This is a genomic window from Shewanella sp. ISS20 (assembly GCF_056522965.1).
The window spans coordinates 519,028-532,478 of sequence record NZ_JAWRZK010000001.1 but is presented as its reverse complement, the minus strand read 5'-3'; the positions used below and the strand labels follow the sequence as shown (position 1 = coordinate 532,478).

The 13,451-nt window shown below is 45.0% G+C and carries 9 protein-coding genes, 4 tRNA genes and 3 rRNA genes; 4 read left to right on the top strand and 12 right to left on the bottom strand.

The genetic code is table 11. The features are described from left to right. The first annotated feature begins 254 nt into the window (after window positions 1–254). The 3 genes from AC1HDP_RS02320 (at window position 255) to AC1HDP_RS02310 (ending at window position 2,112) form a co-directional block, all read left to right on the top strand. Window positions 255–923: a LysE family translocator gene (locus AC1HDP_RS02320; protein ID WP_479637510.1), complete on the top strand. Its 669-nt coding sequence runs from the start codon at window positions 255–257 to the stop codon at window positions 921–923. Window positions 924–1,162: 239 nt separating this feature from the next. Next, the gene (locus tag AC1HDP_RS02315; RefSeq protein WP_479637509.1) at window positions 1,163–1,507 is read left to right on the top strand and encodes a hypothetical protein; all 345 of its coding nucleotides are present in this window, start codon (window positions 1,163–1,165) and stop codon (window positions 1,505–1,507) included. Window positions 1,508–1,785: 278 nt separating this feature from the next. Then, the gene (locus AC1HDP_RS02310; RefSeq protein WP_140932289.1) at window positions 1,786–2,112 is read left to right on the top strand and encodes a DUF3135 domain-containing protein; all 327 of its coding nucleotides are present in this window, start codon (window positions 1,786–1,788) and stop codon (window positions 2,110–2,112) included. Here the strand turns inward: AC1HDP_RS02310 and corA are convergent. Together corA and AC1HDP_RS02300 are read right to left on the bottom strand one after the other, a co-directional pair. Next, the gene (corA, locus tag AC1HDP_RS02305) at window positions 2,107–3,054 is read right to left on the bottom strand and encodes a magnesium/cobalt transporter CorA (protein WP_140932288.1); all 948 of its coding nucleotides are present in this window, start codon (window positions 3,052–3,054) and stop codon (window positions 2,107–2,109) included. The two genes, AC1HDP_RS02310 and corA, sit on opposite strands and share 6 nt — an antisense overlap. 105 nt (window positions 3,055–3,159) lie before the next feature. Further along, complete coding sequence (locus AC1HDP_RS02300) at window positions 3,160–3,522, bottom strand: hypothetical protein (RefSeq protein WP_479637508.1); 363 nt, start codon at window positions 3,520–3,522, stop codon at window positions 3,160–3,162. Window positions 3,523–3,798: 276 nt separating this feature from the next. On the opposite strand from AC1HDP_RS02300, the gene AC1HDP_RS02295 reads away from it, so the two are divergent. Beyond that, on the top strand, window positions 3,799–4,281 hold the full coding sequence (locus tag AC1HDP_RS02295) for an outer membrane lipoprotein (RefSeq protein WP_479637507.1): 483 nt from the start codon (window positions 3,799–3,801) through the stop codon (window positions 4,279–4,281). Between the two features lie 158 nt (window positions 4,282–4,439). Here the strand turns inward: AC1HDP_RS02295 and AC1HDP_RS02290 are convergent. From AC1HDP_RS02290 to AC1HDP_RS02245, 10 genes are all read right to left on the bottom strand, one after another. Then, a tRNA-Asp gene (locus AC1HDP_RS02290) sits at window positions 4,440–4,516 on the bottom strand. 89 nt (window positions 4,517–4,605) lie between these two features. Then, a 5S ribosomal RNA gene (gene rrf, locus AC1HDP_RS02285) occupies window positions 4,606–4,721 on the bottom strand. Between the two features lie 31 nt (window positions 4,722–4,752). Continuing rightward, window positions 4,753–4,828 (bottom strand) — tRNA-Val (locus AC1HDP_RS02280). Window positions 4,829–4,915: 87 nt separating this feature from the next. Continuing rightward, window positions 4,916–7,808, bottom strand: a 23S ribosomal RNA gene (locus tag AC1HDP_RS02275). Between the two features lie 324 nt (window positions 7,809–8,132). Continuing rightward, window positions 8,133–8,208, bottom strand: a tRNA-Ala gene (locus AC1HDP_RS02270). A gap of 67 nt (window positions 8,209–8,275) precedes the next feature. Continuing rightward, window positions 8,276–8,352, bottom strand: a tRNA-Ile gene (locus tag AC1HDP_RS02265). 80 nt (window positions 8,353–8,432) lie between these two features. Further along, window positions 8,433–9,979 (bottom strand): 16S ribosomal RNA (locus AC1HDP_RS02260). Together the 16S, 23S and 5S rRNA genes with 4 tRNA genes alongside form the textbook arrangement of a ribosomal RNA operon. Before the next feature lie 367 nt (window positions 9,980–10,346). After that, a complete protein-coding gene (gene gmhB / locus AC1HDP_RS02255) occupies window positions 10,347–10,901 on the bottom strand; it encodes a D-glycero-beta-D-manno-heptose 1,7-bisphosphate 7-phosphatase (protein ID WP_479637506.1) in 555 nt (184 codons plus the stop codon). A 158-nt stretch (window positions 10,902–11,059) separates the two neighbouring features. Then, a complete protein-coding gene (locus tag AC1HDP_RS02250) occupies window positions 11,060–12,121 on the bottom strand; it encodes an HlyD family secretion protein (protein WP_479637505.1) in 1,062 nt (353 codons plus the stop codon). After that, the gene (locus AC1HDP_RS02245; RefSeq protein ID WP_479637504.1) at window positions 12,121–13,449 is read right to left on the bottom strand and encodes a glycosyltransferase family 2 protein; all 1,329 of its coding nucleotides are present in this window, start codon (window positions 13,447–13,449) and stop codon (window positions 12,121–12,123) included. Before AC1HDP_RS02245 ends, AC1HDP_RS02250 begins: the two co-directional genes overlap by 1 nt. Window positions 13,450–13,451: the final 2 nt, after the last annotated feature.

Genomic DNA, 13,451 nt, shown 5'->3' with positions numbered 1-13,451 from the left:
CACCCACCAGAATTAGCTAAATTTATCATTATTTGCTGCAGCGCTATAGTAAAAACTGCCTAGGGATTTGGACAAGACGCCTAAGTGCTAATGATTCATCCATTGCAATCAATAGCAAGGTACTTCTCATAAGATTGATGATTGAAATAATTTACTTATTAATCACTTATTCTACATTAGCGAACTTTGATAATGGTGTTCCCACGCGGGATCAGTGATAATGCGGCCCCACATAAATAATGACCGACTCTTTCATGGATTATTCACTGTTACTCACGCTCAGCGTACTCCACTTTATCGCTCTAGTGAGCCCAGGGCCTGATTTTGCCATCATAGTTAAACTTGCCAGCCAACAAAATCGTACCGTTGCCCTAGCCTGTGCATTCGGTATAGCCACTGCCATTCTTATTCACTGTGCGTTAAGTTTGACTGGTATGGGAATATTAATTGCAAATTCAGTGTTGGCTTACACCATCATTCAGCTCATGGGCGCGGCCTATTTAGCCTGGATAGGTATAGGCGCATTAACCAGTGCATTTAAGCAATGGCAAGCAACAGCATTTACACAAAAACAAACACTTGATGACAAAGAACAAACCATAGCCGCTAAACCTATGGCGACTCAGTGTGGCTTTTTAATCGGGTTTTATACTAACCTGCTAAACCCCAAAGCTATGTTATTTTTCATTACCTTGCTTTCAGCGTTGGTCCCGCCAGATCTTGACTTAGCAACTAAGATAACAGCTAGTGGCTTATTTTTTGCTCTGACCGCATTGTGGTTTGGCGGTTTAGCGATCGTGATTTCTAAAGGCGATATTAAATCTATGCTAGAGCGCAACAGCCGCTATGTGGATTTAATCACGGGCATACTATTTGTTGCGGTAAGTGTCATGATAATCAGGCAATTATTACTAACATTGTAATGCTGGAAATGAGTAAATTAGCAATCAACAGCGACAGGCTAAGCCCTAATCGGCTAGCCTTTAACCACTATTACACCTCAACATAAAAACATACCTATAAATTAATCTGCCAAATTCACAATCATAAAGTCCAAGCCTGTGAGTCTTTAGATATGCGCTATTTCACACCTCAAATAGGTGCATGTATAATATAGCTTTACTGCTTGGTATAATGCGGTTTTTTAGATGCAGGCATACTTATGTGGTGGCGTATAATTTTAATGACCTTAGCCTATATTTTACTGGGCGCACACTTCCTCAGATATAACCAAGTCATTCTGGCTGGCACTTACAGCCTACTGCCATTATTGATTTTTATTCGTCATCCGTTAGTAATGCGTGCATTACAATTATGTTTAGTAATAAGCACTTGCTTAGTTTGGGGCGGCAGCACTTATGAGTACGTACAAACGCGTATACTAATGCATGCCCCTTGGCTACGTCTTATGGTGATTATGCTTACCGTCACTGCCTTTAGTTTATTTGCCGCCTATTGCGGTAATGGCATTATTAAGCGTCGCCAGTTAAACAATCAGCGAAAATAATGCTTGTTTTCGCCTTAGTCGAAGGTAGCAAGCTGCCCTCGACTAAGATTTTTCGTAAAACCTTGCCATCACAGAAATCAGCCTAATGCCAAAACATTGCATCCTAAATTACAATGCCATTTAGCCAACTTATAACAAATTACATCCAACTAACATTTCGATATAGTGAAGCAGTCTTGATGAGTTAACAAAGTTAAGATAGTGTTAACTGGCTTTAAGGCAGTTACTATCCAGCATAATTCTCTATGCAAGAAGTACAATAACCAGAGGGGTGGTTTATGACCAACTTACCCGACTTCGATACCCTAAAGCGGATGGCAGAAAATGAGCCAGACGAATTAGCGAAGCTACAGGAAACCCTCATGGATGAAATTATCGAATCTTCAGGAAGAAATAGGGAACAATTATTAAGCTTAAAACATCATTATCAACACAAGATGTCTTTGTGCAATAACCCGTATCAGAGATGTGTAGTGGCTATGACTTTGATGCGCAATAAATTAGTGACTTTGTCGAATGTATTGAATCAGCCCGCTGAATTCAAAGCGCATAAAGCAAAAATACTAGAATTTCCCACTCAACATGACAGGGTCCAAAATTCATAACCAACGCTTTAACTTAAAAAACCAATAGGTTGCCGTGGCACTAGCTAACATTAAACCCAGTGCCAACGGATAACCATAATGCCAATGCAGTTCAGGCATATCTTCAAAGTTCATCCCATAACTACTGGCGATTAAGGTTGGTGGTAAAAAAAGCACCGCTGCAATAGAGAAAATCTTACTGATTTTATTTTGTTGAAGTCCAGTAAAACCCATGGCAGCATCCAGCAAGAAATTGAGTTTATCGAAAATAAATTGGCTATGAGGCATTAAGGACTCGATGTCAGAGAGCATTTCTCGCAATTCTTTCATATCTTCATCGGAGAGTTTTTTGCGATAATAACGCTGAATGTAACGAAGCGATCTTTGAGTATCAAGCAAACTTAAGCGAATTTTACCATTGGAATCTTCCTGTAGAGTGATGAGTTTAAAAACATCATCTAACTCTTCATTATCAAACACCTCATGACCTACATTATCTAAAACCGTATACACATCTTCTATTAAGTCAGAAAGATAATCGACTTTAAGCGTAAACAGCTCGATGAATAGCTGCTGCGGCGTCACTATATCAAGACGCCCTAAACGCAGGTAATTACGCAATAAACGGATAAGGCCAACATCCTCCTCACGCATGGTTATCAAAAAGCGCTCACGCAGATTAAAAGAAATGTTAACCGCTCTCACTTCCTGCCCTACACGCTGAGGAAATAATGAATTAATGTGTAAGCCATCTTTGTTTTGATAAAAACGTGCAGAGGCCTCAATTTCATTCATATCTTCTTCGTCAGGAACCTCTTCAGCTGAAAACGCTGATAACCATTCCCTTTCGTTATCTTCAGGTTTATATAAATCTAACCACAGGGTATCTACGGGTAAAGAGTCGTGAATACTCAGCTCTTTTAAAATGAGTTGGCGATTATCATAGATGTATGCAGTGATCATGCAGCCCCCTACTTTCCACTAAGAATAACGTTTATCAGTGTATGCTATTTTTGATCAATCACAGCAAGCTGTAACGATTTCAGAAAAAAATTAATATGTTAGCGGCTAAAGCGATGAAATAATAACGCGATCTTCTGTTGAAAAACGCACCTGTAAGCCATCAATAGTGACCATACGATTTCCCTGAATATCACCTTTTCTAACACGATATTCTTTAACTGTTGTTTCTGTCGGTGATTGAATACTGACAAGCAAGACTCGTTGCTGCTCTAACCAATGCCAAGCACCAGCACACATACCTGCCACGAGCACCACGCCAAATGATGCCGTTAACATGTATTTACGCAGTAATGCTTGACTGGTAAGAATAGGGGCTTCGGATGTAGTAACTACGACATTTCGGCGCCGAGTTAGCATGAACCACACACAGGCAATGACAACGGCAGTAAAAAATAACTTTAACAGCATAACAAACGCCCCTTAAAAAAAGCTATTGTAACGCGCCTTATCACTAAACTATGTCACTTTTAGCATTTAATCCTACAAGCTGAGATCTAGTTCAAATTACAACCTAATCAGATAATTAGCCATTGACTCAGCGGTAATCAGCGCGCTTGTTATTGGATGATTGCCAGCCGTTAACTGCCAGCTTAAATAAGTTTCATCAATGCTGATTACCACCAAAATATCCAGCCAAATATTTTATACTCAAGTGGTTTTATATTTCATATCCATGGAGTCAAGATGGCAAAAATATCAGTAATAGCACTTATTATAATAAGTTCTGTCGGCTTAACGGCTTGCACTTCAAATCCTTATGGTGATGCTTATTCAGTCGCAGACGCCCAGCAAATTCAAACAGTAACCGCTGGTACCATAGTTAAATTAGTTCCTATTACCTTGTCTGGTGAAAACTCCAGTACGATTGGCACCATAGCAGGAGGAGCAATAGGCGCCATATTAGGCTCACATATAGGTGGAGGCTCTGGATCAGAAATTGCGGCAATTGGTGGCGGTTTATTAGGGGGTATTGTTGGTAACGATGCAGGACAAGCAGCAGGCACCCATAATGGGGTCAACATAGTCATACAACTTAGCGATGGGCAAACGGTCGCCATCGTCCAACAAGTAAATCCAAGAATACTGTTTCAAGTTGGTGAACAAGTAGATATTTATCAACTAAATGGCACAGCGAGAGTCGTCCCTGCCAACGGTCTTATCCAATAATAGTCCAATAATTGCGGGCGTTCACCATAGGGGTTATGGTTAAAGCCATGAATATATGTAGTAATGCCGACTTCAATCATAAGTCGGTACTTTCAATGTCCAAGTGTTAAACAACGAAAAAAGCCTCAGCATTTCTGCTGAGGCTTTCATCTTTATGTTGGCGGAGCGGACGGGACTCGAACCCGCGACCCCCGGCGTGACAGGCCGGTATTCTAACCAACTGAACTACCGCTCCTTTAGTGATGGCTTGCGCTTCTCACTAAATTCTTTTAGCGTCGCTAACGTGTCAGCGTTAGGAGACGTACTTTTGCAAGCAAATTAGGCGCCTGGAGATGACCTACTCTCGCATGGGGAAACCCCACACTACCATCGGCGCGACTGCGTTTCACTTCTGAGTTCGGAATGGGATCAGGTGGTGCCACAGTGCTATGGTCTCCAGACAAATTTGGAATTCGGAAAGCTGTCAAAAAATGGTGGTCGCTACTGGGCTCGAACCAGTGACCCCCTCCTTGTAAGGGAGGTGCTCTCCCAGCTGAGCTAAGCGACCTGGGATTTTTTGCTATTGAGTACTCAATCTTCAATCAAGTATTTTTCGATTCTTTCAGGCTTGTTCAGTAAAACCCATCTGGGTTGTATGGTTAAGCCTCTCGGGTCATTAGTACAAGTTAGCTCAACGCCTCACAACGCTTACACACCTTGCCTATCAACGTCCTAGTCTCGGACGGCCCTTCAGAGGACTTATAGTCCTAGGGATGACTCATCTTGGGGCTCGCTTCCCGCTTAGATGCTTTCAGCGGTTATCGATTCCGAACGTAGCTACCGGGCAATGCCATTGGCATGACAACCCGAACACCAGCGGTTCGTCCACTCCGGTCCTCTCGTACTAGGAGCAGCTCCCCTCAATCATCCAACGCCCACGGCAGATAGGGACCGAACTGTCTCACGACGTTCTGAACCCAGCTCGCGTACCACTTTAAATGGCGAACAGCCATACCCTTGGGACCGACTTCAGCCCCAGGATGTGATGAGCCGACATCGAGGTGCCAAACACCGCCGTCGATATGAACTCTTGGGCGGTATCAGCCTGTTATCCCCGGAGTACCTTTTATCCGTTGAGCGATGGCCCTTCCATTCAGAACCACCGGATCACTATGACCTACTTTCGTACCTGCTCGACGTGTCTGTCTCGCAGTTAAGCTGGCTTATGCCATTGCACTAACCGTACGATGTCCGACCGTACTTAGCCAACCTTCGTGCTCCTCCGTTACTCTTTGGGAGGAGACCGCCCCAGTCAAACTACCCACCAGGCACTGTCCCTAATCCCGATAAGGGACCTAGGTTAGAACATCAAAACTACAAGGGTGGTATTTCAAGGACGACTCCACACAAACTAGCGTTCATGCTTCAAAGTCTCCCACCTATCCTACACATGTAGGTTCAATGTTCAGTGCCAAGCTATAGTAAAGGTTCACGGGGTCTTTCCGTCTAGCCGCGGGTATACGGCATCTTCACCGCAATTTCAACTTCACTGAGTCTCGGCTGGAGACAGCGTGGCCATCATTACGCCATTCGTGCAGGTCGGAACTTACCCGACAAGGAATTTCGCTACCTTAGGACCGTTATAGTTACGGCCGCCGTTTACCGGGGCTTCGATCATGAGCTTCTCCGAAGATAACCCAATCAATTAACCTTCCGGCACCGGGCAGGCGTCACACCGTATACTTCATCTTGCGATTTTGCACAGTGCTGTGTTTTTGATAAACAGTTGCAGCCACCTGGTATCTGCGACTCCCGCTAGCTTAGAGAGCAAGTCTCATCACCGGCAGGAGCGTACCTTCTCCCGAAGTTACGGTACCATTTTGCCTAGTTCCTTCAGCCGAGTTCTCTCAAGCGCCTTGGTATTCTCTACCCGACCACCTGTGTCGGTTTGGGGTACGATTCCTGCTAACCTGAAGCTTAGAAGATTTTCCTGGAAGCATGGCATCAACTACTTCAGTCCCGTAGGACCTCGTCATCAGCTCTCAGCGTATGTATTCCCGGATTTGCCTAAGAATACCGCCTACCACCTTAAACGCGGACTACCAACGCCGCGCTAGCCTAGCCTTCTCCGTCTCTCCATCGCAGTTAGCACAAGTACGGGAATATTAACCCGTTTCCCATCGACTACGCCTTTCGGCCTCGCCTTAGGGGTCGACTCACCCTGCCCCGATTAACGTTGGACAGGAACCCTTGGTCTTCCGGCGAGGGGGTTTTTCACCCCCTTTATCGTTACTCATGTCAGCATTCGCACTTCTGATACCTCCAGCGTGGGTTACCCCTTCACCTTCAACGGCTTACAGAACGCTCCTCTACCGCGCATCTCTAATGAAATGCACCCGTAGCTTCGGTGACTAGCTTAGCCCCGTTACATCTTCCGCGCAGGCCGACTCGACTAGTGAGCTATTACGCTTTCTTTAAATGATGGCTGCTTCTAAGCCAACATCCTAGCTGTCTAAGCCTTCCCACATCGTTTCCCACTTAGCTAGTACTTTGGGACCTTAGCTGACGGTCTGGGTTGTTTCCCTTTTGACAACGGACGTTAGCACCCGCTGTCTGTCTCCCGCATAGTACTCATTGGTATTCGGAGTTTGCAAAGGGTTGGTAAGTCGGGATGACCCCCTAGCCTTAACAGTGCTCTACCCCCAATGGTATTCGTGCGAGGCGCTACCTAAATAGCTTTCGAGGAGAACCAGATATCTCCCGGTTTGATTGGCCTTTCACCCCCAGCCACAAGTCATCCGCTAATTTTTCAACATTAGTCGGTTCGGTCCTCCAGTTGATGTTACTCAACCTTCAACCTGCCCATGGCTAGATCACCGGGTTTCGGGTCTACACCTAGCAACTAAACGCGCAGTTAACACTCGGTTTCCCTACGGCTCCGCTATTCGCTTAACCTCGCTACTAAATGTAAGTCGCTGACCCATTATACAAAAGGTACGCAGTCACGGTCTCAAGAACCGCTCCCACTGCTTGTACGTATACGGTTTCAGGTTCTATTTCACTCCCCTCACAGGGGTTCTTTTCGCCTTTCCCTCACGGTACTGGTTCACTATCGGTCAGTCAGGAGTATTTAGCCTTGGAGGATGGTCCCCCCATGTTCAGACAACATATCACGTGTGCCGCCTTACTCGTTTTCATCTAAGGTTAGTTTTCATGTACGGGACTATCACCCTGTACCGTTGGACTTTCCAGACCATTCCACTAACCCCCCCTAGACTTAAGGGCTAATCCCCGTTCGCTCGCCGCTACTTAGGGAATCTCGGTTGATTTCTTTTCCTCTGGGTACTTAGATGTTTCAGTTCCCCAGGTTCGCCTCATACAGCTATGTATTCACTGTATGATGACCACTTATGTGGCCGGGTTTCCCCATTCGGACATCGTTAGCTCAAATGCTTGTTACTAGCTCGCCAACGCTTTTCGCAAGTTACTACGTCCTTCATCGCCTCTGACTGCCAAGGCATCCACCGTATACGCTTAGTCACTTAACCATACAACCCAAATGAGTTTCACTTGAGCGTATTGCAACTAGCTGGTTTTTACTGTCTCTTGCTTTCGCAAAAGAACGCCTTGATTTACTTCATGTCTGAAGTTAAAGAATATCCAAAACACTTGATTAAAGTATTTTGAGAACTCAATTTTGTATCACCTAATGCTCGCGCATTAAGTTCTACTATCAGCTTTCCAAATTTTTAAAGAACATATTTCAACGACTTGGTTGAAATTAGGCTTAAAAAAGCCAAAGATAAATTTTACATTATCTTTGGCATTTCTATTCCAAAATCTGCAATGGTGTCCATTTCTAATCAGAGAAATGGTGGAGCTATGCGGGATCGAACCGCAGACCTCCTGCGTGCAAGGCAGGCGCTCTCCCAGCTGAGCTATAGCCCCATTGCAGCAGTCGAAAACATATTGAAACCTAAAACATCCGCCAAATCGGTTTGATAACAAAACAATTTGGTGGGTCAGAGTGGACTTGAACCACCGACCTCACCCTTATCAGGGGTGCGCTCTAACCAGCTGAGCTACAGACCCATGTTTTGGTCTCGCAATATTCTCTATCTTCTATCAGACAATCTATGTGAACACTCAACAGTAATGCTAAATCGCATAGGTAAGGAGGTGATCCAGCCCCAGGTTCCCCTAGGGCTACCTTGTTACGACTTCACCCCAGTCATGAACCACACCGTGGTAAACGCCCTCCCCGAAGGGTTAAGCTATCTACTTCTGGTGCAGCCCACTCCCATGGTGTGACGGGCGGTGTGTACAAGGCCCGGGAACGTATTCACCGTGGCATTCTGATCCACGATTACTAGCGATTCCGACTTCATGGAGTCGAGTTGCAGACTCCAATCCGGACTACGATCGGCTTTGTGAGATTAGCTCCACCTCGCGGCTTTGCAACCCTCTGTACCGACCATTGTAGCACGTGTGTAGCCCTACTCGTAAGGGCCATGATGACTTGACGTCGTCCCCACCTTCCTCCGGTTTATCACCGGCAGTCTCCCTAGAGTCCCCACCATTACGTGCTGGCAAATAAGGATAAGGGTTGCGCTCGTTGCGGGACTTAACCCAACATTTCACAACACGAGCTGACGACAGCCATGCAGCACCTGTCTCAGAGTTCCCGAAGGCACTAAGCTATCTCTAGCGAATTCTCTGGATGTCAAGAGTAGGTAAGGTTCTTCGCGTTGCATCGAATTAAACCACATGCTCCACCGCTTGTGCGGGCCCCCGTCAATTCATTTGAGTTTTAACCTTGCGGCCGTACTCCCCAGGCGGTCTACTTAATGCGTTAGCTTGAGAGCCCAGTGTTCAAGACACCAAACTCCGAGTAGACATCGTTTACGGCGTGGACTACCAGGGTATCTAATCCTGTTTGCTCCCCACGCTTTCGTGCATGAGCGTCAGTCTTTGTCCAGGGGGCCGCCTTCGCCACCGGTATTCCTTCAGATCTCTACGCATTTCACCGCTACACCTGAAATTCTACCCCCCTCTACAAGACTCTAGTTTGCCAGTTCAAAATGCAATTCCCAGGTTGAGCCCGGGGCTTTCACATCTCGCTTAACAAACCGCCTGCGCACGCTTTACGCCCAGTAATTCCGATTAACGCTCGGACCCTCCGTATTACCGCGGCTGCTGGCACGGAGTTAGCCGGTCCTTCTTCTGTAGGTAACGTCACAGCTAACGGGTATTAACCGTCAACCTTTCCTCCCTACTGAAAGTGCTTTACAACCCGAAGGCCTTCTTCACACACGCGGCATGGCTGCATCAGGGTTTCCCCCATTGTGCAATATTCCCCACTGCTGCCTCCCGTAGGAGTCTGGGCCGTGTCTCAGTCCCAGTGTGGCTGATCATCCTCTCAGAACAGCTAGGGATCGTCGCCTAGGTGAGCCTTTACCTCACCTACTAGCTAATCCCACCTGGGCTTATCCATCAGCGCAAGGACCCGAAGGCTCCCCTGCTTTCCCCCGTAGGGCGTATGCGGTATTAGCAGTCGTTTCCAACTGTTATCCCCAACAAATGGGCAAATTCCCAGGCATTACTCACCCGTCCGCCGCTCGCCGGCAAAGTAACAAGTTACTTCCCGCTGCCGCTCGACTTGCATGTGTTAGGCCTGCCGCCAGCGTTCAATCTGAGCCATGATCAAACTCTTCAATTAAAGTTTTGTTCGGACCCAAAGGTCCTGCTCAATGAATTCTGTCGATTCGATGATAAATCACCGAATTTGCATGTTATGCGGACATCTTCGTTGAAGTCTCTTGCGAGACGTTTTAAATCGTTGTCGATTTAGCAACTACTGTGAATGCCCACATAGATTGTCTGATAAATTGTTAAAGAACATGTCACTAGGTGACTGAGCATCAGCTCGCTGACTTGCGACTTACTCATCGTGTCAGTGGTTGCGAATTATAGGGAAGATAGAAATTAGCGCAAGCCCTTTTTAGGTAAAAAACACAAAAAACCATTCGTTCGAACAACTTTTAGCCCGAGCGATGTTTTTTACATCAAAACCAAAGCTTTTTCATTTAATTTGCGGTTAATGAACGCAAATAATTAGGTACATCGGCAATACTATCTAGCACTATCGTTGCTTCTGAATGCTCCGGCACTTGTTTACCAGTGCGCACTAATATTCTAATCGTTACCCCAGCAGCCTTTGCGGCTAGCATATCATCTGCTTTATCACCCACCATGACAGATTGAGTAACATCAAGTTTTAGAAACTTAGCAGCATCATTGATCATACCAGGCTTAGGTTTACGGCAATCACAATCGACCTTATAAGCACCTATGCCATGTTCATTATGATGCGGACAATAGTAGATACCGTCTAACTCCACACCTTTATCAGCAAAATTCCAGTCCATCCACTCGGTGAGATTGTGAAATTCATCTTCTGAATACATGCCGCGAGCAATTCCAGACTGATTAGTCACGACGACTAACTTATATCCCATTTGCTTTAAGGCTGCACATGCTTCAAACACACCATCAATGTATTCAAAATCGTCAACTTGGTGTACATAACCGTGATCTTTATTTATCACGCCATCACGGTCTAAAAAAATGGCTCGACTCACAGTACAAGCTCCAATCGCTATTATTAACCCTTGTATTATTCCACTGTTACTGTGAAATTGCATCGCCTTCATTCGATACTGGCGGCAGGAACTTGCAAAGTGCTCGCTAAACCTGAGAATAAACTCACAAAACGGCTGATTCACTCAAAATTAGGACGTTACCACTGCCAGTCGTGATCGAATGTAACTTCTACTGGTATGCCTTCTATATCTATGGCTAACTCAATGAGAGGCGTTAACGTTACTTTCAAGACGGGTTTTTCACCATCAAATGGCCCCATCAATTGTTTAGGCAAACGGCCAACTAACTTAGTTGGTTCACGTATTTCAGCATCAAAAATATCGCCATTAGGTAACTTAACCGATGCCTTTTGTCCTATGCCAACAAAGTCTAAATATTTAGGGTCTAAGTATGCCTGAATAACCGGCTGGTCATTACTTGATAACCACAGCAGAGGTAGGTCACTATTAACATACTCGCCAGCCTGCACTTGAATATCACTAATTCGCCCAGAAAAAGGCGCCATAATCGCCAGTTGTTGACGTTTACTGTTCAACTCACTCAGTTCTCGCGCTAACGCAAGTTTGAGCTGCGCTATAGTTCCGGATTCTTGTTCTATTTTTTGTTGATATATAACATTGAGGTAGTCGGCTTTGGCTTGCTCAAACGCCATACTGGCGGCAGTGTGAGCCTGGATGATAACAGCCATATCAGCCAAAGGCACCAATCCCCGAGTTTGGTACTGTTTAAAATCCACTAATAATGACAGTTGTTTTGAAAGCCCAAGTTCAGCCACTTTGATCCTCTGCTGGGATTGATTAATAATTGCTTGCTGCTCAGCCGTTAATGGCACATTCAATTGCCGCTGCTGGCCAATAATTTCATCAATCCGAGCATCCAAGGTTGGGTTATCTAATTGAATGAGTACCTGACCTTTAGTTATGGTTTGGCCAATGGTTCCCAATACCTGGCCAACCATTGCAAATTCAGGCGCACGCATAGCTAAGGGTTCGGTTGTTAACACCCCTGGGGCTAGGATAAATAGGTAAGGGCGAGCTAAAAACCAAGACACCACCAACACAGGTGAAATGACAACTAGAATCAATAAATACCAACGGCCTTGATAGCCACCACGTTTAGATTGGGCATAATTGATTTTTATGCCTTGTTCAAGCGTAGGTTGATCCATTTTAGATGTAGCTGGATAGATAACTTTCATTAAAATTTTCGACCTCGTTTTAATACCCACCAAGGAGCCATGGAGCTTTCTTCATGCGAGCGCCTCAACCATTCATTTAGCAAGGCAAATAAACATACAAAACGCATGAATAGTGCATAAATTGGATAAAATACTAGCCAAGGAATAAGCTTGATATCTTCTTTAGGGCGCTCGGAAATTGCCAGCAGCACTATGATGAAGATATATAATAATATCGCTAAATAAACGAAGTAGATGCCAACCGCTACAGCTGAAGAAAACACAAAAGGAAAAGCGACGAAAATGGCAACTGAGTAAATGGCAATAATAATTGGCATTAACACATTCTGCAGGTAGCCATAAAGTAAGGTGTATATGAAGGTACCAACACCTAATAACTTAGGTGTAAACGCTGGCCAATGCTTTCTAAAATAGAGAAAAAACAAATCGCCATCCCAACGCATTCGCTGCAAAATTAAATCTTTTAATGTGTGAGGTGCATCAGTGTGTCCCACAGCAAAGGTCGCAAACGGAATACGCCACTGCGGATGCCTACTGAAATATTGCTTGATACGTACCGTTAAGTCTAAGTCTTCAGCCGTATGAGTATCCCAACCGCCGATTTGTATTAATAGATCGCGCCTAAATGCCCCAAAGGCACCTGAGATATTATTGAGTAAATTCCATTGAGCCAAGCCAGTTTTACCGCCTTGCATAGAAATTAGGTATTCAATGGACTGCATGCGCGTTAAAAATGACGCGTTGACGTTACGGACTCTTAATGCTCCCCCCACTGCAGGCACGTTAGGGTCAATAAAATAACTGACTATTTGCGCCACACTATCATTATCAAATGACGTATCGGCATCGGCATTAAAGATTATCTCGCCAGTTGCCATACTCAACCCAGCATTTAATGCCGATACTCGCCCGCCGCGTTGCCATTTAGGTAACACGACTATATGGCGATTATTGGTCGAATATTTAACTGCTGCGCTTTTAGCAAATTCGTAAGTTTCAGCATTACTGACAGCGCCATCAACAACGGCGATAATTTCCATTTCACCGTCATAAACTTGCTCGGCAAATGATGCGATAGTTGTGACAACTGCTGCTTTTTCGCCATAGCAGGTAATAATGCAGGACACCTTAGGTGTGTATAAACTGGTTACTTGAGTGGTGCTATGCTGCTGATAATAAAAACGCAAAATCCCAGTTACGACTAAAATTAATAGGGGCAATTCGTACATGATCATCAGTGGCATGAACCAAAAGATCACTGTCACACTTTGACCTAAGCTATGAGCTAGATCGAGCACTAAATAGATAAGTGTAGTAATTTCGCTCATAG